This window comes from Bacillus thuringiensis (genome assembly GCF_001455345.1).
GTDB classification, from domain to species: domain Bacteria; phylum Bacillota; class Bacilli; order Bacillales; family Bacillaceae_G; genus Bacillus_A; species Bacillus_A thuringiensis_N.
In genome coordinates, this window is sequence record NZ_CP013274.1 from 237501 (window position 1) to 260000 (window position 22500).

The following is a 22500-nucleotide window of genomic DNA, read 5'->3' on the forward strand; positions in this document are numbered from 1 at the left end:
GCGAGGAGAGAATCCTAAGGTGTGCGAGAGAACTCTGGTTAAGGAACTCGGCAAAATGACCCCGTAACTTCGGGAGAAGGGGTGCTTTCTTAACGGAAAGCCGCAGTGAATAGGCCCAAGCGACTGTTTAGCAAAAACACAGCTCTCTGCGAAGCCGTAAGGCGAAGTATAGGGGGTGACACCTGCCCGGTGCTGGAAGGTTAAGGAGAGGGGTTAGCGTAAGCGAAGCTCTGAACTGAAGCCCCAGTAAACGGCGGCCGTAACTATAACGGTCCTAAGGTAGCGAAATTCCTTGTCGGGTAAGTTCCGACCCGCACGAAAGGTGTAACGATTTGGGCACTGTCTCAACCAGAGACTCGGTGAAATTATAGTACCTGTGAAGATGCAGGTTACCCGCGACAGGACGGAAAGACCCCGTGGAGCTTTACTGTAGCCTGATATTGAATTTTGGTACAGTTTGTACAGGATAGGCGGGAGCCATTGAAACCGGAGCGCTAGCTTCGGTGGAGGCGCTGGTGGGATACCGCCCTGACTGTATTGAAATTCTAACCTACGGGTCTTATCGACCCGGGAGACAGTGTCAGGTGGGCAGTTTGACTGGGGCGGTCGCCTCCTAAAGTGTAACGGAGGCGCCCAAAGGTTCCCTCAGAATGGTTGGAAATCATTCGTAGAGTGCAAAGGCATAAGGGAGCTTGACTGCGAGACCTACAAGTCGAGCAGGGACGAAAGTCGGGCTTAGTGATCCGGTGGTTCCGCATGGAAGGGCCATCGCTCAACGGATAAAAGCTACCCCGGGGATAACAGGCTTATCTCCCCCAAGAGTCCACATCGACGGGGAGGTTTGGCACCTCGATGTCGGCTCATCGCATCCTGGGGCTGTAGTCGGTCCCAAGGGTTGGGCTGTTCGCCCATTAAAGCGGTACGCGAGCTGGGTTCAGAACGTCGTGAGACAGTTCGGTCCCTATCCGTCGTGGGCGTAGGAAATTTGAGAGGAGCTGTCCTTAGTACGAGAGGACCGGGATGGACGCACCGCTGGTGTACCAGTTGTTCTGCCAAGGGCATAGCTGGGTAGCTATGTGCGGAAGGGATAAGTGCTGAAAGCATCTAAGCATGAAGCCCCCCTCAAGATGAGATTTCCCATAGCGTAAGCTAGTAAGATCCCTGAAAGATGATCAGGTTGATAGGTTCGAGGTGGAAGCATGGTGACATGTGGAGCTGACGAATACTAATAGATCGAGGACTTAACCATATAATATGTAGCAATGTTATCTAGTTTTGAAGGAATATATATTTTTCTTCTTGACATTTCGAAAGAAATGTTTAAAATGATAAAAGTCTGGGAATGATGGCAGAGAGGTCACACCCGTTCCCATACCGAACACGGAAGTTAAGCTCTCTAGCGCCGATGGTAGTTGGGACCTTGTCCCTGTGAGAGTAGGACGTCGCCAAGCTATTTATATCATCGCGGGGTGGAGCAGCACGGTAGCTCGTCGGGCTCATAACCCGAAGGTCGCAGGTTCAAATCCTGTCCCCGCAACCAAATGGTCCCGTGGTGTAGTGGTTAACATGCCTGCCTGTCACGCAGGAGATCGCCGGTTCGACCCCGGTCGGGACCGCCATTTTATATAAAGAAAAGAACGAAACATGTTGTTTCGTATTTTTTTATTTGTTTTAACAAAAAACTAATAAAGACAGTCAAACTATCCTTAGGAAAACTCCTAAGGACTTTTTTATATATTCAAAACCTGTATAATAAAGAGCAGAGAACATTGTGAGTAAAGTAGGTGAAGTCTGTGAGTAAATATGAAATAACAACAAAATCTTCTGAGGAAACACAAAGATTATCAGAAAAACTAGGTGAACTTGCCCGGGCACAAGATGTAATTATTTTAGAAGGGGATCTGGGGGCTGGTAAGACGACTTTTACAAAAGGACTAGCAAAAGGTCTTGGAGTGAAAAGAGTTGTAAATAGTCCTACCTTTAATATCATTAAAGAATATAAGGGGAGATTACCGCTATATCATATGGACGTGTATCGCTTAGCAGAAAGTGAAGAAGACTTAGGTTTTGATGAGTATTTTTACGGTGGAGGAATTACGGTAGTAGAATGGGCTCATTTAATAGAAGCATATTTACCAAATGAAAAGTTACAAATTAGTTTATTCCATGCTGGAGATGACACAAGAAAAATTGTGCTCGAGCCAATTGGAGACCGATATATTAGATTATGTGAGGAGCTATTACAAGATGAAAGTACTAGCAATTGATACTTCAAATTACGTAATGGGCGTATCCCTTATTGAGGAAGGAAATGTAATTGGGGAAATCATTACGAATTTAACAAAAAACCATTCTGTACGTCTTATGCCAGCTGTAGAACAACTGTTAAAAGAGTGCGGTGTAAAGCCGAAAGAATTAACTAAAATTGTTGTAGCAGCTGGACCAGGATCGTATACAGGTGTTCGCATAGGCGTGACAGCTGCAAAAACATTAGCTTGGTCACTTCAAATACCAATTGTAGGTGTATCAAGTTTAGAAGTAGTAGCTGCAAATGGTGCTAATTTTAATGGCCTAATCTGTCCTTTATTCGACGGAAGACGTGGACAGATTTATACTGGCTTATATACATATGAAGGAGAGAATTTAACTTCTATAGAAGAAGACCGAATCATCCTTATTGTAGACTGGTTGCAAATGTTAAAAGATAAAGGAAAGCCTGTTTTATTTATTGGTAACGATGTTAAATTGCACAAAGAAACAATTATTGAACATCTAGGCAATCAAGCTGTATTTGCTCCTTTCACTAAAAATAACCCAAGGCCAAGTGAATTAGCATTCTTAGGATTACAAAAAGAAGAACAAGATGTACACTCATTTGTTCCTAGTTATCTTCGTTTAGCTGAAGCTGAAACAAAGTGGTTAGAAAGTCAAAACAAGTAGGAGCTTGCAGAAGATGGATATGATATTTAGAAAGATGGAACTCGATGATATTGCTCAAATTGTAGCTATTGAAGAAGCATCTTTTTCAACTCCTTGGACTGCAGATGCCTTTCACCGTGAGTTAATGATGAATGAACATGCACATTATGTTGTGCTAGAAAAAGATGGGCGTGTAATTGGGTATTGTGGATTGTGGATAATTATTGATGAATCACATATAACAAATATAGCTATTTTACCAGAATACAGAGGTCAGAAGCTAGGAGATGCTTTATTGAAAGAAGTTATTTCCGAAGCGAAAGCTCTAGGAGTAAAAACGATGACACTTGAAGTACGTGTATCAAATGAAATAGCAAAACAGTTATACAGAAAATACGGATTTCAAAATGGTGGAATTCGTAAACGATACTATGCAGACAATCAGGAAGATGGTCTCGTAATGTGGGTGAATATATAATGGAAAAAAATACGATTATACTTGGTATTGAAACAAGTTGTGATGAAACAGCAGTAGCAGTTGTTAAAAATGGAACGGAAATTATTGCGAATGTTGTTGCATCACAAATTGAAAGTCATAAACGTTTTGGCGGAGTTGTACCAGAGATTGCATCCCGTCATCATGTAGAAGAAATTACAGTTGTGTTAGAAGAAGCATTAAAAGAAGCAAATATCACATTTGATGATATTGATGCAATTGCTGTAACAGAAGGGCCTGGTTTGGTAGGAGCGCTTTTAATAGGGGTAAATGCAGCGAAAGCAGTAGCTTTTGCACATGATATTCCTCTAGTTGGTGTTCATCATATCGCTGGTCACATTTACGCAAACCGTTTAGTAAAAGAAGTTCAGTTCCCACTACTATCACTTGTTGTATCTGGTGGACATACAGAGCTTGTGTATATGAAAGAGCATGGTTCATTTGAAGTAATTGGTGAAACAAGAGATGATGCAGCTGGAGAGGCATATGATAAAGTAGCTCGTACGTTATCCATGCCATATCCAGGGGGGCCTCATATTGATCGCCTTGCACACGAAGGAGAACCAACAATCGATTTGCCTCGTGCATGGCTAGAACCGGATTCGTATGATTTCAGCTTTAGTGGATTGAAATCAGCAGTTATCAACACTGTGCATAACGCAAAACAACGAGGAATCGAAATTGCACCGGAAGATTTAGCAGCAAGTTTCCAAGAGAGTGTAATAGATGTGCTGGTAACGAAAGCATCTCGTGCAGCAGAAGCGTATAACGTAAAACAACTGCTTCTCGCTGGTGGAGTTGCTGCGAATAAAGGACTTCGCACACGTTTGGAGGCAGAATTTGCGCCAAAAGAAAATATTGAGCTAATTATTCCTCCGCTATCTTTATGCACAGATAATGCAGCGATGATTGCAGCGGCAGGTACGATTGCATATGAACAAGGAAAACGTGCTACATTAGCTTTAAATGCAAATCCAGGATTAGATATTGAAGCATAGTTATACACAAAATTAACCACAGCTTGTGGATAAAAGCCATATTATCTGTTGATAATGTGGCTTTTACTGTGTATATAAAATGTTAATAACTTTTTTAGTTATTGTGGATAATGTGGAAAAGTTATTTCTTTGTTTATATATTAAAGGTGGATATGTGTATAACGTTGTGGATAAATCAAAAGAAGTCTGACCTTTGAATATATCCTTTTTCGGGAAATAAAATAATGGTGAATATCTGAAAGATATTTCGAGATAATCTTCTTTTAATTTGCGAATTGGTACAGGTGTCAAACTTTGTCGGTAAATCGATACTTGGTGTCGAATCGTTGATATAGTTCCAGTTACGATGGACATATTCAAAAAATGTTCATGTACGATGATGTTGCTTCGCTCTAGAAAACAAAAAGGATGTCACATAGTCAAAAATCCCGACTTATGAGACATCCTCCTTATTCATACTCTTATAAATGTAATTCTTCCCATTCTGCCATACAAGCATCGAGTTGCTCTTGTAGTGTTTGTTTTTTTGTTGTAATTTCACTAGCCTTTTCATAATCTGCATATATTTCTGGTAAGCAAAGTTGATCTTCTAACGTAGCAATTTCTTCTTCAAATGCTACAATGTTTTGTTCTAGCTCCTCAATTTTTCGAGTACGTTGACGTTCTAATTTTTTGCGCTCTTTTTCTTCGAGATAATTTAATTTTTCTTGTGCAACTGTCTTTTGAACCGGTGCTTCATCTTCTTGCTCTAATTCCGCACGTTCGATCATCTCATTTTTCTTTGCAACGTAGTAATCGTAATCCCCTAAATACTCCTGTGCACCTTCTGTTGATAACTCAACAACGGTTGTCGTTACACGATTAATAAAGTAGCGGTCATGTGAGACAAATAGAAGAGTACCTGGATAATCAATTAAAGCATTCTCCAAAATCTCTTTACTATTTAAATCAAGATGGTTCGTAGGTTCATCGAGAATTAATAAATTTGATTTTTGCATCATAAGTTTTGCAAGAGCTAACCGAGCTTTTTGTCCACCACTCAGAGAAGATACTGGTTTTAGTACATCATCCCCTGTGAATAAGAAGTTACCTAGTATCGTGCGAATTTCCTTTTCAGGTTGCAGAGGATATTCATCCCATAATTCATTTAATACGCGCTTAGAAGATGTTAAGTTAGCTTGTTCCTGATCATAATAGCCAACAGATACATTGGATCCGAAAGAAACATCACCATTTAATAGGGGTAACTTATTCACAAGTGATTTTAATAATGTGGATTTTCCAATTCCGTTTGGACCAACTAAAGCAACACTATCCCCGCGAGTTAAGCGCATTGTTACATGTTCAATAATCGGATCCTCATTATATCCGATGGTTGCATCCTTTACTTGTAAAACGTCATTTCCACTTTGTTTTTCAATATCGAAGTGGAAGGAAGCTGACTTAGAATCACCTAATGGTCTTGTTAATAATTCCATTCGATCTAATTGTTTACGACGGCTTTGCGCACGTTTTGTCGTAGATGCACGAGCTATATTTTTTTGAACGAAGTCTTCCAGCTTAGCGATTTCATCTTGTTGTTTCTCATAACGTTTCATTTCTTGCTCGTATAGTGCTGATTTTAAGTCTAAATATTTACTGTAGTTACCAACAAATCGTCTACTTTCTTTATTCGAAATTTCATATACTTGTGTAACGAGTTTATCTAAGAAATAACGGTCATGGGAAACGATTAGTATTGCGCCAGGATAACCTTGTAAATATTGTTCAAGCCATGTTAATGTTTCGATGTCTAAATGGTTTGTAGGCTCGTCCAAAATAAGTAGGTCTGGTTTCGTTAATAATAATTTACCGAGAGCTAATCGTGTTTTTTGTCCACCGCTTAATGTGGAAATCGTCGTCTGGTGCGTTTCAACTGGGAAGCCAAGACCACTTAAAATCGAACGGATATCTGCTTCATATTGGTAGCCACCTTGGTCTTTATAATCTAATTGCAATTGGTCATAATCAGCTAATAATCTTTCATATGTAGCCTCGGTTGAAAAGTTTTCTTCTTTTCCCATCTCTTGCTCTAGCCTTCGAAGTTTTGTCTCCATTTGTTGCAAGTGTGTAAAGACGGTTAACATTTCATCCCAAATTGTTAAAGACGTTTCTAACCCGGTATTTTGGGCCAAATATCCGATTGAGACATCTTTCGGTTTTATAATTTCGCCACCATCATGAGATAGCTCACCAGCTATTATTTTTAATAATGTAGATTTTCCGGCTCCATTTCGTCCGACTAATGCGATACGATCTTTCGTTTGAACTTCCAATTTTATGTTTGCAAGAATCGTTTCTGCACCGTATAATTTCGAAAGCGCGTTTACTTGTAATAAAATCAATGTTTTCACCTCAAATAATTTCTTAACTTTGCCATGTTTATATTTCTCAATCATACTAAAAATAGTGTATAGTTTAAAATACAGAGAGAATACTTCTTCTTTCTATTATACAAGGAATTTAATAAGTGCTAAACTTCTGTATTTGATTAAAGCATATGAATAAAGATAGGAAGAGAGGAGAGGTTATATGGAGCAGCAGAAAATTCCACAAGCCACTGCTAAGAGATTGCCTCTATACTATCGATTTATCCAAAACTTATCTCTGTCTGGTAAGCAACGTGTTTCATCAGCCGAATTAAGTGAAGCGGTAAAGGTTGATTCCGCAACAATTCGAAGAGATTTCTCATACTTTGGAGCGTTAGGGAAAAAAGGATATGGATATAACGTAAATTATTTATTATCATTTTTCCGTGAAACACTCGACCAAGATGATATAACACGTGTAGCGCTTATTGGAGTAGGTAATTTAGGGACCGCTTTCTTACATTATAATTTCACGAAAAACAATAATACAAAAATTGAAATGGCGTTTGACGTTAGTGAAGAGAAAGTCGGAACAGAAATCGGGGGCATTCCTGTATATCATTTAGATGAATTAGAAGAACGTTTATCAACTGATATACAAGTGGCAATATTAACAGTACCCGCTACAGTAGCACAATCTGTAGCAGATAGATTGGCAGAAACGAACGTGCATGGTATTTTAAATTTCACACCAGCACGCTTAAATGTGTCAGACAATATAAGAATTCATCATATTGATTTAGCAGTGGAGTTACAAACACTTGTTTACTTTTTAAAAAATTATCCACAATAAAACGCAGAGGAAGCGACCTCTGCGTTTTATTATTGTTTTTTCTTTGTGAATTTAACTAAGATAAGGCGAAGTGCCAAATTAAAATCAATCGTTGCCATAACTGCAAATAGTATTGTCCACATATTCCAAATTGTATCTGTTACGTTCGTAATGGCGAAGCGTGTAAAGATACATCCTAGAAGGAAGTACAATGCAGCCATGAACAATGGTGAGTTTCTCATACTAAAAATCCTCCGATAAAGCCTTGCATTTTTTCAGCTTCTTTAATCATTTCTTGAATTTGTTCGTTACTCACTAAAACTTGAGCAATTGCAACTAATGTATTCATTGCAACATGAGCTGCAATCGGAACGATAATACGCTTCGTTTTTACATATAAGAAGGCGAATACGAGCCCCATAGCAGTGTATACCAATAAGTGAGTAAAATCAAAATGAATCGCCGCAAATACAAGGGAACTAATGATAGCGGCAATAAAGAAGTTAAACTTCTTATAAAGTGTACCAAATAAAATTTTTCTAAATACGATTTCTTCCAAAATAGGTCCTATTATAGAGATGACGATAAGGAACCAAGGTGTCGTTCTTGCGATATCCATAAGTCTTGCTGTATTTTCAGATCCAGGTTTAATACCTAATACATACATTTCAATCATACCAGCAATACTTTGCGAGAAAAATGCTAAGAAGAACCCGATAAAAATCCAACCAATCGTAGCTGGAACAGTAGAACGCTTTGTATCTAAATATCTGTCGCGAATATCTGTTCTAAGTAACCAAAGTACGATACATAATGCAATAAAGAAGCTAATGATTGCCCAGTGACCAGTTATGAGTTGAAATTTTTCTTCCCTAGTAAATCCCCTGTTATCATAAAGTCCAGTTTTCAGGAGAAGTGGTAATCCAGCAATTGATGATAACTGCATTAAAATGTATGTAACGATAACCCACCAATATTGTTTTTTCAAATGGTTTAACCATCCTTTCTAACTCTAGTGTATGAGATAAGGTAGGATAACATGTACATATGCTACCTACGATATAAACCTTACTTAAATTATGTTTTTTTTGTAAATCCTTATTTGAAATTATAATAGAAGACAGGAGAAAGTTGTGTATGTAGCGAAAACAACTTAGGGTGTCCTTTCATATTGTAACATACGAGTAGTGGAAACAACGATTCATATAGTAAAGGTAGAAGAAGAGGAACTCTATATAGAAAAGTTTATAGCTTAATTTGCGAAAAAATTATGATTTTTTTACTTGCAAAAGAAATTGAGATTATTTATTATTATAAGTGTGTTAGCACTCGGGTGACTTGAGTGCTAATAAATAAAATTTACATAACAAAATGAGGAGGTTATTGTTCATGCTAAAGCCATTAGGTGATCGCGTTGTAATTGAGCTTGTTCAAGCGGAAGAAAAAACAGCAAGTGGTATTGTATTACCAGACACAGCAAAAGAAAAACCACAAGAGGGTAAAGTTATTGCAGTAGGTACTGGTCGAGTGCTTGAAAATGGTGAGCGTGTTGCTTTAGAGGTAGCAGCAGGTGATCTTATCATCTTCTCAAAATATGCAGGTACTGAAGTGAAATATGAAGGTACAGACTACTTGATTTTACGTGAAAGTGACATTTTAGCAGTTATCGGTTAATTATATAAATCTTACAAAATCCAAGGGGGTCAATTATTATGGCAAAAGATATTAAATTTAGTGAAGAAGCACGTCGTTCGATGCTTCGCGGTGTCGACACTCTTGCAAATGCAGTAAAAGTAACGCTTGGACCAAAAGGTCGTAACGTTGTTCTTGAGAAAAAATTCGGTTCACCACTTATTACAAATGACGGTGTAACAATCGCAAAAGAAATTGAATTAGAAGATGCATTCGAAAACATGGGTGCGAAATTAGTAGCAGAAGTTGCTAGCAAAACAAATGATGTAGCTGGTGACGGAACAACAACTGCAACTGTATTAGCACAAGCTATGATTCGTGAAGGTCTTAAAAACGTAACAGCTGGTGCGAACCCAATGGGTCTTCGCAAAGGTATCGAAAAAGCTGTCGTTGCTGCAGTAGAAGAATTAAAAACGATTTCTAAACCAATCGAAGGTAAATCTTCTATCGCACAAGTAGCTGCTATTTCTGCTGCTGACGAAGAAGTAGGTCAATTAATCGCTGAAGCAATGGAGCGCGTTGGTAACGACGGCGTTATTACTTTAGAAGAATCTAAAGGTTTCACAACAGAATTAGACGTAGTAGAAGGTATGCAATTTGATCGTGGATATGCATCTCCTTACATGATTACTGATTCTGACAAAATGGAAGCAGTTCTTGATAACCCATACATCTTAATCACTGACAAAAAGATTTCTAACATTCAAGAAATCTTACCAGTATTAGAACAAGTGGTACAACAAGGTAAACCACTTCTTATCATCGCTGAAGATGTAGAAGGCGAAGCTTTAGCTACATTAGTAGTGAACAAACTTCGTGGTACATTCAATGTAGTAGCTGTTAAAGCTCCTGGATTTGGTGACCGTCGTAAAGCAATGCTAGAAGATATCGCAATCTTAACTGGTGGCGAAGTAATCACTGAAGAATTAGGCCGTGACTTAAAATCTGCTACAGTTGAATCTTTAGGACGCGCTGGTAAAGTTGTTGTAACGAAAGAAAACACAACTGTAGTTGAAGGTATCGGAAATACACAACAAATCGAAGCTCGCATCGGTCAAATCCGTGCGCAATTAGAAGAAACAACTTCTGAATTCGATCGTGAAAAATTACAAGAGCGTCTTGCAAAACTTGCAGGTGGCGTAGCAGTAATTAAAGTAGGTGCAGCAACTGAAACTGAGTTAAAAGAGCGCAAACTTCGTATTGAAGATGCACTTAACTCAACTCGTGCAGCAGTAGAAGAAGGTATCGTTGCAGGTGGTGGTACTTCACTTATGAACGTATACACAAAAGTAGCTTCTATCGTAGCTGAAGGCGACGAAGCAACAGGTATCAACATCGTACTTCGCGCACTAGAAGAGCCAGTTCGCCAAATCGCAATCAACGCTGGTCTAGAAGGATCTGTAGTTGTAGAGCGTCTAAAAGGCGAAAAAGTAGGCGTTGGTTTCAACGCAGCTACTGGCGAGTGGGTTAACATGCTTGAAACTGGTATCGTAGATCCAGCTAAAGTAACTCGCTCTGCACTTCAAAACGCAGCATCTGTTGCAGCTATGTTCTTAACAACTGAAGCTGTAGTAGCTGACAAACCAGAACCAAATGCACCAGCAATGCCTGACATGGGCGGCATGGGCATGGGCGGTATGGGCGGAATGATGTAATTCCGTTTGGCCTAAAAAAACATCCATTTCTATATAGAAATGGATGTTTTTTTATGTTTTTTAGAAAAGGAAATGAATTTCTGTAGAATTTTGTCGCTTTCTCTCTTGACCATATTGATACTTCATTGTTAGAATCTAGGAAGATAATATAAAACGATCCTTCATATATCCTCAAAGATAAGGTTTGAGAGTCTCTACCGGGTTACCGTAAACAACCTGACTATGAAGGCAGTGTGTCTTATATTTATAAAGAGCGGATACTATCTTTCTTTATAAAGCCAGACCCCTGCCTTTTCTTTGTTATGAGACTAGAGGCGGAGGACTGGCTTTTTTTATTATATTGGTAATGCTTTTCGCCAAATTGGTGAAAATATTTATATACGAGAACTAACGTTGGGGTGATTATTTTGAAGAAGCAGCATGATACAATTATCGTTTTAGATTTTGGGAGTCAATACAATCAGTTAATAGCACGTCGAATTCGTGAGTTCGGTGTATACAGTGAACTTCATCCACACACAATTACTGCAGAAGAAATTAAAGCAATGAATCCAAAAGGGATTATCTTTTCTGGTGGACCAAATAGTGTATATGGTGAAGGTGCATTACATTGTGATGAAAAAATCTTTGACCTAGGATTACCGATCTTCGGTATTTGTTACGGTATGCAACTTATGACACAACAATTCGGTGGTACAGTAGAGCGTGCAAACCACCGTGAGTACGGAAAAGCTGTTCTGAAAGTAGAGAACGAATCAAAATTATATGCGAACCTTCCAGAAGAGCAAGTTGTATGGATGAGCCATGGCGACTTAGTAACTGGTTTACCAGAAGGATTCGTAGTAGACGCGACAAGTGAGTCTTGCCCAATTGCTGGTATGAGCAATGAAGCGAAAAACTTATACGGTGTACAATTCCACCCAGAAGTACGTCACTCTGAGCACGGTAACGATTTAATTAAAAACTTCGTATTCGGCGTATGTGGTTGTTCTGAAGGATGGAACATGGAGAACTTTATCGAAGTAGAATTAGAAAAAATTCGTGAAACTGTTGGAGACAAAAAAGTACTGTGCGCACTTAGCGGCGGTGTAGATTCTTCTGTTGTAGCAGTATTAATTCATAAAGCAATCGGCGACCAGTTAACATGTATTTTCGTTGACCACGGTTTACTTCGTAAAGGCGAAGCAGAAGGTGTTATGAAAACATTTAGCGAAGGCTTCCATATGAACGTTATTAAAGTGGATGCAAAAGAACGCTTCATGAACAAGTTAAAAGGTGTAGAAGATCCAGAACAAAAACGTAAAATCATCGGTAACGAATTCATTTACGTATTTGATGATGAAGCGTCTAAATTACAAGGAATGGACTTCCTAGCACAAGGTACACTGTACACAGACATCGTTGAAAGTGGTACTGCAACTGCACAAACAATTAAATCTCACCATAACGTTGGTGGACTTCCAGAAGACATGCAGTTCAAATTAATTGAGCCTTTAAACACGTTATTTAAAGATGAAGTACGTGTATTAGGATCAGAACTAGGAATTCCTGATGAAATCGTATGGCGTCAACCATTCCCAGGCCCTGGTCTTGGTATTCGTGTATTAGGTGAAATCACAGAAGAGAAATTAGAAATCGTTCGTGAATCTGATGCGATTTTACGTGAAGAAATTATTAAAGCGGGCTTAGACCGCGAAGTTTGGCAATACTTCACTGCGCTTCCTGGTATGCGTAGCGTAGGTGTTATGGGTGATGAGCGTACTTACGATTACACAGTAGGTATCCGCGCAGTAACATCTATCGACGGTATGACAGCTGACTGGGCACGTATCCCTTGGGACGTATTAGAGAAAATCTCTGTACGTATCGTAAACGAAGTAAAACACGTTAACCGTATCGTGTATGATATAACAAGTAAGCCACCAGCAACTATTGAGTGGGAATAGTATTATAAAAAAAGATCCATCTATTGCTCATGCATAGATGGATCTTTTGTATTTTGCTCTTAATACGAACGAAAATACAAAGGTTTATAAAAATGTTCGTTTTTAAATTGACAAAACTACATTCAAGAGTTAATATGAGTATGTAATTCAAACGAAAAGTGAATATTATGCCGTCGTATAATATCGGGGATATGGCCCGAAAGTTTCTACCTAGCTACCGTAAATGGCTTGACTACGAGGCGTTTTGATAAAGATGAGGGGAAACTTGTCTTTATTCATAGAACGCTTCCATGTATATGCAATGGAAGCCTTTTTTATTTTTAATAGATAAAAGAGGGCTAGGGAGATTACGGCGAGTAATCATATAACGGGGGAAACGTAAGATGAAACGCTATTTTCAGTTTGATGAACTCGGCACGAATTATAAAACAGAGTTCATAGCAGGTTTAACGACATTTCTATCTATGGCTTACGTACTATTTGTCAATCCTGCTACGCTGTCACTTGGCAATGTTAAAGGGTTACCGGCAGGTACAGGAATGGATCCAGGTGCAGTATTCGTTGCTACAGCATTAGCAGCAGCGATTGGTTCGTTAATTATGGGGATTTTCGCAAAGTATCCAATTGCTTTAGCGCCAGGTATGGGAATTAACGCGTTCTTTGCTTATACGGCAGTGTTAACGATGGGAATTCCGTGGCAGACAGCAATTGCTGGAACGTTAATGTCAGGTATTATCTTTATTATTCTTACTGCTTCAGGTATTCGTGAAAAAATCATTAATGCAATTCCATCAGAGTTAAAGTTTGCAGTAGCGGCAGGTATCGGATTGTTCATTGCTTTCCTTGGATTCCAAAATGCCGGAATTATCGTGAAAAATGATGCTGTTCTTGTTGGATTGGGGGATTTAACAAAGGGCACAACGTTACTAGCAATCTTCGGGGTTGTTACGACAATCATCTTCATGATTAAGAAAGTTAATGGTGCGGTATTCTACGGTATGATTCTTACAGCGATTTTAGGGGTAGCAACAGGATTAATTGATACTCCGAAAGCTGTAGTGGGAGCAATACCTAGTCTAGAACCAACGTTCGGTGTGGCGTTAACGCACTTCGGAGACATTTTCACTGTTCAAATGGTGATTGTTATTATAACGTTCTTCTTTATCGATTTCTTTGATACAGCAGGTACGCTTGTAGCGGTTGCGAATCAAGCAGGATTAATGAAGAACAATAAATTACCACGTGCAGGAAAAGCGTTATTTGCAGATGCGATTGCAACTGTAATTGGTGCGATCTTGGGTACATCAACAACAACGTCTTATATTAAATCTTCTGCAGGGGTAGCAGCGGGTGGACGTTCTGGATTTACAGCAGTTGTAACAGCAGGATTCTTTTTACTGGCACTATTCTTCTCACCATTACTAAGTGTTGTAACACCAGCTGTAACGGCACCAGCATTAATTATTGTAGGGATCTTGATGGTTTCTTCTTTAGGAGAGATTGATTGGAAGAAATTCGAGATTGCAGTACCAGCATTCTTTACAATCATTTCAATGCCACTTACGTATAGTATTGCGACAGGAATTGCGATCGGGTTTATCTTCTATCCAATTACAATGGTAGTAAGCGGTCGTCGTAAAGAGATTCATCCAATTATGTATGTTATGGGAGTTTTATTTGTACTATATTTCATCTACGTTCGTAAATAAAAGGGGTTTTTTGAAAGGTCTAGACTTAAGGGGAGTCTAGACCTTTTTTGCGTCTTCAGAAAATCTTAAGGATTTCCGAGCGTTTTTCTTCAGAAGTTTTCCTATAATAGAAGTTAGGGATTAAAAAAATGATGGGGGAGATATTGTGGCAAACGAAACAATACTTGTCGTAGATGATGAAAAAGAAATTAGGAATCTTATTACAATCTATTTAAAGAATGAAGGATATAAGGTGTTGCAAGCAGGGGACGGAGAAGAAGGATTACGTTTACTAGAAGAAAATGAAGTACACCTAGTCGTATTAGATATTATGATGCCGAAAGTAGACGGTATCCATATGTGTATGAAAGTAAGGGAAGAAAAAGAAATGCCAATTATTATGCTTTCCGCGAAAACGCAAGATATGGATAAGATTTTAGGATTAACAACAGGTGCAGATGATTACGTGACGAAACCATTTAATCCGTTAGAGTTAATCGCAAGAATTAAATCTCAGTTACGTCGTTATATGAAAATGAATGGTTTCGCTATACAAAATGAGGACGAGCTAGAAATTGGAGAGATGAAAATAAACATCTCAACCCATAAAGTTATTGTGGATGGAGAAGAAGTGAAACTGACTCCGAGGGAATTTTCAATTTTAGAATTGCTAGCCCGTAATCCGGGAATGGTCTTTAGTGCAGAGCAAATTTATGAAAAGGTTTGGAACGAAAGGTCTTTCCAGTCGGATAATACGGTAATGGTTCATATTCGGAAAGTGCGTGAAAAGATTGAGGAGAATCCAAGGAAGCCTAGATATATAAAAACAGTATGGGGAGTGGGGTATAAGATTGAAAAAGATATTTAATCCATTTACTTATGTAAGGAAAACAAGACAATTAATTGAGAAATTAGTAAAGAGCGTACGAAAGAGTATAAGAATTCAATTGATTACTACTTTTGCTGCTTGTGCGTTATTAGGAGTTTTGTCAGCAAAGGCAGCTGCACCATTTTTTGAGAATGCAAATCGTAAAGCGACTATCGATTATCGAGCTGGTATGGAACAAATTAATCATCAAGCTCAAGGAGCCGCAAATAGTTCGGTTCATGAAAATAAATTAGAAGCTATATCCAATATGATCGAAATGGAGAACCAAAATTTAGAGCGAGGATCTAGCGCTTTAAAAATACTGGTTACTGATGAGAGTGGTAAAGTTTTATATAAAACGAAGCAGGCACAAGAAGAGCAAATCGATTTGCATAATACGATTCGTAATGCAGCGTCATTTGCGATTAACTATTCAAATGGTCGAGATGTATTTGAAAATACGAGAAAAGAATTTATAGCTTTTTCACCTATTACAATAGAAGATAAGAATTTATATATGTTCGTTAGTGGAATACCAGATGGTGTAGTAATGTATGATACGCAAGAAGGACCATTTCCATTTTTAATTGGTGTACTCGTGTTCATCTTCTCTTTCTTCTATATAACAAAGAGAAAGATGAAGCAAATTGAAGCGATGGCAGAAGGTGTAAAGGAAATAGAAAAAGGCAACTTAGCGTACCGTATTGAGAAGAAAGGTGAAGATGAGATTGCGTCTTTAACTGAGAATATTAATAATATGGCAGAAGAGCTTATGAATAATATAGAAAAGGAACGTAAATTAGAAAAGCAAAAGAATGAGCTTATTACAAATGTATCTCATGATTTGCGTACACCCCTTACTTCTATTATGGGGTACTTACGATTACTTCGAGATTCTAAATACGAGAATATGGAACAACATGATGAGTATACGAGAATAGCTTTTGTGAAGTCGGAGCAGTTAAAGAATTTAATAGAAGATTTATTTGAGTATACGAAGTTAACAAATGAGCAAGTTGTATTGGAAAAACAAGAGGTTTGTATAAATGAGTTATTGGAGCAATTAATAGAAGAGTTAGTACCGCAGGCGGAAGAGCATGGCCTTACTTTTGTTAAGAAGTTTCCTGAGGAACGTACCTATGCAGCGATTGATTCGGAAAAGATGGTCCGTGTATTTGATAATTTATTAATGAACGCGATTAAGTATAGTAAAGATGATGGGGAGATAAAGGTTTCTCTTCAAAGGCAGCGCAGGGATATACAAATTGTAATTGCAAATCATAGTGAAGAGTTTACGAGAGAAGAGTTAGCGAGTTTGTTTGAACGCTTTTATAAGAAAGATCAATCTCGAAGTAGAGTAACAGAAGGATCGGGCCTTGGATTGGCAATTGCGAAAAGTATTGTTGAATTACAAGGTGGTAGTATTCGAGCCGAATATGAGGATGGTATTATTCAATTTATCGTCTCGTTACCAATTATAGAAAGATAATAAATGAATAGAATGGTATATGATAAAAAGGCTTATTTTAAAAGGGATAAGTCTTTTTATATTTTTTTAGAAAAACATGTTGACGGTTAGAGATTAGAGGTGTAATATAGAACAAGTCGCCGATGACATTAACATCGAAAGCGACAAACGAAATGAAAAACTTAGTTGACATTGAAAGTTGAAAGTGTTAACATAAGGAAGTCGCAAATGAGCGACAGACAAGTTCTTTGAAAACTGAACGAAACAAACAACGTGAAACGTCAATTTTTATTTTTAGATGCTAGACAAACTAACTTTATTGGAGAGTTTGATCCTGGCTCAGGATGAACGCTGGCGGCGTGCCTAATACATGCAAGTCGAGCGAATGGATTAAGAGCTTGCTCTTATGAAGTTAGCGGCGGACGGGTGAGTAACACGTGGGTAACCTGCCCATAAGACTGGGATAACTCCGGGAAACCGGGGCTAATACCGGATAACATTTTGAACTGCATGGTTCGAAATTGAAAGGCGGCTTCGGCTGTCACTTATGGATGGACCCGCGTCGCATTAGCTAGTTGGTGAGGTAACGGCTCACCAAGGCAACGATGCGTAGCCGACCTGAGAGGGTGATCGGCCACACTGGGACTGAGACACGGCCCAGACTCCTACGGGAGGCAGCAGTAGGGAATCTTCCGCAATGGACGAAAGTCTGACGGAGCAACGCCGCGTGAGTGATGAAGGCTTTCGGGTCGTAAAACTCTGTTGTTAGGGAAGAACAAGTGCTAGTTGAATAAGCTGGCACCTTGACGGTACCTAACCAGAAAGCCACGGCTAACTACGTGCCAGCAGCCGCGGTAATACGTAGGTGGCAAGCGTTATCCGGAATTATTGGGCGTAAAGCGCGCGCAGGTGGTTTCTTAAGTCTGATGTGAAAGCCCACGGCTCAACCGTGGAGGGTCATTGGAAACTGGGAGACTTGAGTGCAGAAGAGGAAAGTGGAATTCCATGTGTAGCGGTGAAATGCGTAGAGATATGGAGGAACACCAGTGGCGAAGGCGACTTTCTGGTCTGTAACTGACACTGAGGCGCGAAAGCGTGGGGAGCAAACAGGATTAGATACCCTGGTAGTCCACGCCGTAAACGATGAGTGCTAAGTGTTAGAGGGTTTCCGCCCTTTAGTGCTGAAGTTAACGCATTAAGCACTCCGCCTGGGGAGTACGGCCGCAAGGCTGAAACTCAAAGGAATTGACGGGGGCCCGCACAAGCGGTGGAGCATGTGGTTTAATTCGAAGCAACGCGAAGAACCTTACCAGGTCTTGACATCCTCTGAAAACCCTAGAGATAGGGCTTCTCCTTCGGGAGCAGAGTGACAGGTGGTGCATGGTTGTCGTCAGCTCGTGTCGTGAGATGTTGGGTTAAGTCCCGCAACGAGCGCAACCCTTGATCTTAGTTGCCATCATTAAGTTGGGCACTCTAAGGTGACTGCCGGTGACAAACCGGAGGAAGGTGGGGATGACGTCAAATCATCATGCCCCTTATGACCTGGGCTACACACGTGCTACAATGGACGGTACAAAGAGCTGCAAGACCGCGAGGTGGAGCTAATCTCATAAAACCGTTCTCAGTTCGGATTGTAGGCTGCAACTCGCCTACATGAAGCTGGAATCGCTAGTAATCGCGGATCAGCATGCCGCGGTGAATACGTTCCCGGGCCTTGTACACACCGCCCGTCACACCACGAGAGTTTGTAACACCCGAAGTCGGTGGGGTAACCTTTATGGAGCCAGCCGCCTAAGGTGGGACAGATGATTGGGGTGAAGTCGTAACAAGGTAGCCGTATCGGAAGGTGCGGCTGGATCACCTCCTTTCTATGGAGAATTGATGAACGCTGTTCATCAATATAAGTTTCCGTGTTTCGTTTTGTTCAGTTTTGAGAGAACTATCTCTCATATATAAATGTATGTTCTTTGAAAACTAGATAACAGTGTAGCTCATATTTTTTAATTTTTAGTTTGGTTAAGTTAGAAAGGGCGCACGGTGGATGCCTTGACACTAGGAGTCGATGAAGGACGGGACTAACGCCGATATGCTTCGGGGAGCTGTAAGTAAGCTTTGATCCGAAGATTTCCGAATGGGGAAACCCACCATACGTAATGGTATGGTATCCTTATCTGAATACATAGGGTAAGGAAGACAGACCCAGGGAACTGAAACATCTAAGTACCTGGAGGAAGAGAAAGCAAATGCGATTTCCTGAGTAGCGGCGAGCGAAACGGAACATAGCCCAAACCAAGAGGCTTGCCTCTTGGGGTTGTAGGACATTCTATACGGAGTTACAAAGGAACGAGGTAGACGAAGCGACCTGGAAAGGTCCGTCGTAGAGGGTAACAACCCCGTAGTCGAAACTTCGTTCTCTCTTGAATGTATCCTGAGTACGGCGGAACACGTGAAATTCCGTCGGAATCTGGGAGGACCATCTCCCAAGGCTAAATACTCCCTAGTGATCGATAGTGAACCAGTACCGTGAGGGAAAGGTGAAAAGCACCCCGGAAGGGGAGTGAAAGAGATCCTGAAACCGTGTGCCTACAAATAGTCAGAGCCCGTTAATGGGTGATGGCGTGCCTTTTGTAGAATGAACCGGCGAGTTACGATCCCGTGCGAGGTTAAGCTGAAGAGGCGGAGCCGCAGCGAAAGCGAGTCTGAATAGGGCGTTTAGTACGTGGTCGTAGACCCGAAACCAGGTGATCTACCCATGTCCAGGGTGAAGTTCAGGTAACACTGAATGGAGGCCCGAACCCACGCACGTTGAAAAGTGCGGGGATGAGGTGTGGGTAGCGGAGAAATTCCAATCGAACCTGGAGATAGCTGGTTCTCCCCGAGATAGCTTTAGGGCTAGCCTTAAGTGTAAGAGTCTTGGAGGTAGAGCACTGATTGGACTAGGGGTCCTCATCGGATTACCGAATTCAGTCAAACTCCGAATGCCAATGACTTATCCTTAGGAGTCAGACTGCGAGTGATAAGATCCGTAGTCAAAAGGGAAACAGCCCAGACCGCCAGCTAAGGTCCCAAAGTGTGTATTAAGTGGAAAAGGATGTGGAGTTGCTTAGACAACTAGGATGTTGGCTTAGAAGCAGCCACCATTTAAAGAGTGCGTAATAGCTCACTAGTCGAGTGACTCTGCGCCGAAAATGTACCGGGGCTAAATACACCACCGAAGCTGCGGATTGATACCAATGGTATCAGTGGTAGGGGAGCGTTCTAAGGACAGTGAAGTCAGACCGTAAGGACTGGTGGAGTGCTTAGAAGTGAGAATGCCGGTATGAGTAGCGAAAGACGGGTGAGAATCCCGTCCACCGAATGCCTAAGGTTTCCTGAGGAAGGCTCGTCCGCTCAGGGTTAGTCAGGACCTAAGCCGAGGCCGACAGGCGTAGGCGATGGACAACAGGTTGATATTCCTGTACCACCTCTTTATCGTTTGAGCAATGGAGGGACGCAGAAGGATAGAAGAAGCGTGCGATTGGTTGTGCACGTCCAAGCAGTTAGGCTGATAAGTAGGCAAATCCGCTTATCGTGAAGGCTGAGCTGTGATGGGGAAGCTCCTTATGGAGCGAAGTCTTTGATTCCCCGCTGCCAAGAAAAGCTTCTAGCGAGATAAAAGGTGCCTGTACCGCAAACCGACACAGGTAGGCGAGGAGAGAATCCTAAGGGGTGCGAGAGAACTCTGGTTAAGGAACTCGGCAAAATGACCCCGTAACTTCGGGAGAAGGGGTGCTTTCTTAACGGAAAGCCGCAGTGAATAGGCCCAAGCGACTGTTTAGCAAAAACACAGCTCTCTGCGAAGCCGTAAGGCGAAGTATAGGGGGTGACACCTGCCCGGTGCTGGAAGGTTAAGGAGAGGGGTTAGCGTAAGCGAAGCTCTGAACTGAAGCCCCAGTAAACGGCGGCCGTAACTATAACGGTCCTAAGGTAGCGAAATTCCTTGTCGGGTAAGTTCCGACCCGCACGAAAGGTGTAACGATTTGGGCACTGTCTCAACCAGAGACTCGGTGAAATTATAGTACCTGTGAAGATGCAGGTTACCCGCGACAGGACGGAAAGACCCCGTGGAGCTTTACTGTAGCCTGATATTGAATTTTGGTACAGTTTGTACAGGATAGGCGGGAGCCATTGAAACCGGAGCGCTAGCTTCGGTGGAGGCGCTGGTGGGATACCGCCCTGACTGTATTGAAATTCTAACCTACGGGTCTTATCGACCCGGGAGACAGTGTCAGGTGGGCAGTTTGACTGGGGCGGTCGCCTCCTAAAGTGTAACGGAGGCGCCCAAAGGTTCCCTCAGAATGGTTGGAAATCACTCGTAGAGTGCAAAGGCATAAGGGAGCTTGACTGCGAGACCTACAAGTCGAGCAGGGACGAAAGTCGGGCTTAGTGATCCGGTGGTTCCGCATGGAAGGGCCATCGCTCAACGGATAAAAGCTACCCCGGGGATAACAGGCTTATCTCCCCCAAGAGTCCACATCGACGGGGAGGTTTGGCACCTCGATGTCGGCTCATCGCATCCTGGGGCTGTAGTCGGTCCCAAGGGTTGGGCTGTTCGCCCATTAAAGCGGTACGCGAGCTGGGTTCAGAACGTCGTGAGACAGTTCGGTCCCTATCCGTCGTGGGCGTAGGAAATTTGAGAGGAGCTGTCCTTAGTACGAGAGGACCGGGATGGACGCACCGCTGGTGTACCAGTTGTTCTGCCAAGGGCATAGCTGGGTAGCTATGTGCGGAAGGGATAAGTGCTGAAAGCATCTAAGCATGAAGCCCCCCTCAAGATGAGATTTCCCATAGCGTAAGCTAGTAAGATCCCTGAAAGATGATCAGGTTGATAGGTTCGAGGTGGAAGCATGGTGACATGTGGAGCTGACGAATACTAATAGATCGAGGACTTAACCATATAATATGTAGCAAATGTTATCTAGTTTTGAAGGAATATGCCTTCATAGTTTGGTGATGATGGCAGAGAGGTCACACCCGTTCCCATACCGAACACGGAAGTTAAGCTCTCTAGCGCCGATGGTAGTTGGGACCTTGTCCCTGTGAGAGTAGGACGTCGCCAAGCAACTGTAAGACGAGTCAGAATGACTCGTCTTTTTTGTGTTTCTAAACTCTTATCAGCCTCAAGTTATCCTTTTATATTCAATTTCTTTCATCATTTTCGATGTGTAGTTTAAGATTTTCTATTTTATTTTTTGTGGAAGCAATCTATCGGTGTGTTAAAATAATACAGTTGTTTTTTGAAGTACTTTAATATAGGGAGATTTAATTTTTAAAAAGGAGATAATATGAAAAAGATAGGTATAATTACTATAGTAATCTTAGTCCTTCTAGCGATTGTGTATATGTTAGTCGGGAATTATTTTTATAACTATGCGTTAAATGCGAAACAAGAAAAAGAATTTTTGCAAGATAACCCTCATTTAGTAGAGACGGTAAATGCATCGGGAGATGTATTGGCTACAAATAAAGAGAAGAATGCGAACTTCTTATCAAAGTATAAGCCTAACACATTAACTATACGTTCTTTCGATAAACTGAATTTAACAGGTTA

The 22500-nt window shown here is 40.9% G+C and carries 15 protein-coding genes, 2 tRNA genes, 5 rRNA genes and 2 riboswitches (2 of these 24 running past the window's edge); of the genes, 19 read left to right on the top strand and 3 right to left on the bottom strand.

From position 1 onward, the window contains the following. The 8 genes from ATN06_RS01580 to tsaD all read left to right on the top strand — a co-directional run. A 23S ribosomal RNA gene (locus ATN06_RS01580) occupies positions 1-1249 on the top strand (it extends 1759 nt beyond the left edge of the window). 86 nt (positions 1250-1335) lie between these two features. Next, positions 1336-1451 (top strand): 5S ribosomal RNA (rrf, locus tag ATN06_RS01585). A 12-nt stretch (positions 1452-1463) separates the two neighbouring features. Further along, positions 1464-1540 (top strand) — tRNA-Met (locus ATN06_RS01590). Positions 1541-1543: 3 nt separating this feature from the next. Beyond that, positions 1544-1619, top strand: a tRNA-Asp gene (locus ATN06_RS01595). A 174-nt stretch (positions 1620-1793) separates the two neighbouring features. Further along, positions 1794-2267, top strand: a complete 474-nt coding sequence (gene tsaE, locus ATN06_RS01600; RefSeq protein WP_060629293.1) for a tRNA (adenosine(37)-N6)-threonylcarbamoyltransferase complex ATPase subunit type 1 TsaE — start codon at positions 1794-1796, stop codon at positions 2265-2267. Continuing rightward, positions 2248-2940 (top strand): tRNA (adenosine(37)-N6)-threonylcarbamoyltransferase complex dimerization subunit type 1 TsaB, encoded by a 693-nt coding sequence (gene tsaB / locus ATN06_RS01605; RefSeq protein WP_060629294.1) that lies wholly within the window; start codon positions 2248-2250, stop codon positions 2938-2940. The genes tsaE and tsaB overlap by 20 nt, the downstream gene beginning before the upstream one ends. 13 nt (positions 2941-2953) lie before the next feature. Then, positions 2954-3397, top strand: a complete 444-nt coding sequence (rimI, locus tag ATN06_RS01610) for a ribosomal protein S18-alanine N-acetyltransferase (protein ID WP_060629295.1) — start codon at positions 2954-2956, stop codon at positions 3395-3397. Next, entirely contained in the window at positions 3397-4413 is a 1017-nt protein-coding gene (tsaD, locus tag ATN06_RS01615; protein ID WP_060629296.1) for a tRNA (adenosine(37)-N6)-threonylcarbamoyltransferase complex transferase subunit TsaD, read from the top strand. The genes rimI and tsaD overlap by 1 nt, the downstream gene beginning before the upstream one ends. Before the next feature lie 461 nt (positions 4414-4874). Here tsaD and ATN06_RS01620 read toward each other — a convergent pair whose 3' ends face one another. Next, the gene (locus ATN06_RS01620; protein ID WP_110093201.1) at positions 4875-6797 is read right to left on the bottom strand and encodes an ABC-F family ATP-binding cassette domain-containing protein; all 1923 of its coding nucleotides are present in this window, start codon (positions 6795-6797) and stop codon (positions 4875-4877) included. A 187-nt stretch (positions 6798-6984) separates the two neighbouring features. On the opposite strand from ATN06_RS01620, the gene ATN06_RS01625 reads away from it, so the two are divergent. Beyond that, on the top strand, positions 6985-7614 hold the full coding sequence (locus tag ATN06_RS01625; RefSeq protein WP_000437704.1) for a redox-sensing transcriptional repressor Rex: 630 nt from the start codon (positions 6985-6987) through the stop codon (positions 7612-7614). Between the two features lie 29 nt (positions 7615-7643). On the opposite strand, the gene ATN06_RS01630 is transcribed toward ATN06_RS01625, so the two are convergent. Together ATN06_RS01630 and ATN06_RS01635 are read right to left on the bottom strand one after the other, a co-directional pair. Then, positions 7644-7835, bottom strand: coding sequence for a YdiK family protein (locus ATN06_RS01630; RefSeq protein WP_001246201.1), 192 nt, complete (start codon positions 7833-7835; stop codon positions 7644-7646). Then, positions 7832-8581 (bottom strand): CPBP family intramembrane glutamic endopeptidase, encoded by a 750-nt coding sequence (locus ATN06_RS01635; RefSeq protein ID WP_060629298.1) that lies wholly within the window; start codon positions 8579-8581, stop codon positions 7832-7834. The genes ATN06_RS01630 and ATN06_RS01635 overlap by 4 nt, the downstream gene beginning before the upstream one ends. Before the next feature lie 401 nt (positions 8582-8982). Here ATN06_RS01635 and groES point away from each other — a divergent pair, with 401 nt between their 5' ends. The 10 genes from groES to ATN06_RS01685 all read left to right on the top strand — a co-directional run. Next, entirely contained in the window at positions 8983-9267 is a 285-nt protein-coding gene (groES, locus tag ATN06_RS01640) for a co-chaperone GroES (protein WP_000917306.1), read from the top strand. 38 nt (positions 9268-9305) lie between these two features. Beyond that, positions 9306-10940: a chaperonin GroEL gene (groL, locus tag ATN06_RS01645; protein WP_001029997.1), complete on the top strand. Its 1635-nt coding sequence runs from the start codon at positions 9306-9308 to the stop codon at positions 10938-10940. A 141-nt stretch (positions 10941-11081) separates the two neighbouring features. Beyond that, a riboswitch (purine riboswitch) is annotated at positions 11082-11183 on the top strand. Positions 11184-11347: 164 nt separating this feature from the next. Further along, positions 11348-12886 (top strand): glutamine-hydrolyzing GMP synthase, encoded by a 1539-nt coding sequence (gene guaA, locus ATN06_RS01650; protein ID WP_140350409.1) that lies wholly within the window; start codon positions 11348-11350, stop codon positions 12884-12886. 153 nt (positions 12887-13039) lie between these two features. Beyond that, a riboswitch (purine riboswitch) is annotated at positions 13040-13141 on the top strand. Positions 13142-13269: 128 nt separating this feature from the next. Further along, positions 13270-14595 (top strand): NCS2 family permease, encoded by a 1326-nt coding sequence (locus tag ATN06_RS01655; protein ID WP_060629300.1) that lies wholly within the window; start codon positions 13270-13272, stop codon positions 14593-14595. A 145-nt stretch (positions 14596-14740) separates the two neighbouring features. After that, entirely contained in the window at positions 14741-15442 is a 702-nt protein-coding gene (locus ATN06_RS01660) for a response regulator transcription factor (RefSeq protein ID WP_001262950.1), read from the top strand. Further along, positions 15426-16931 (top strand): aminopeptidase AmpS, encoded by a 1506-nt coding sequence (gene ampS / locus ATN06_RS01665; protein ID WP_060629301.1) that lies wholly within the window; start codon positions 15426-15428, stop codon positions 16929-16931. Before ATN06_RS01660 ends, ampS begins: the two co-directional genes overlap by 17 nt. Before the next feature lie 295 nt (positions 16932-17226). Further along, a 16S ribosomal RNA gene (locus tag ATN06_RS01670) occupies positions 17227-18778 on the top strand. Between the two features lie 146 nt (positions 18779-18924). Continuing rightward, positions 18925-21846 (top strand): 23S ribosomal RNA (locus ATN06_RS01675). A 49-nt stretch (positions 21847-21895) separates the two neighbouring features. Next, positions 21896-22011, top strand: a 5S ribosomal RNA gene (rrf, locus tag ATN06_RS01680). Together the 16S, 23S and 5S rRNA genes form the textbook arrangement of a ribosomal RNA operon. Before the next feature lie 223 nt (positions 22012-22234). Then, on the top strand, positions 22235-22500 hold the start of the coding sequence (locus ATN06_RS01685; RefSeq protein WP_060629302.1) for an alpha/beta hydrolase. Its footprint extends 694 nt past the window's final position; the window shows 266 of its 960 coding nt (coding positions 1-266); the start codon lies at positions 22235-22237; the stop codon falls past the right edge of the window.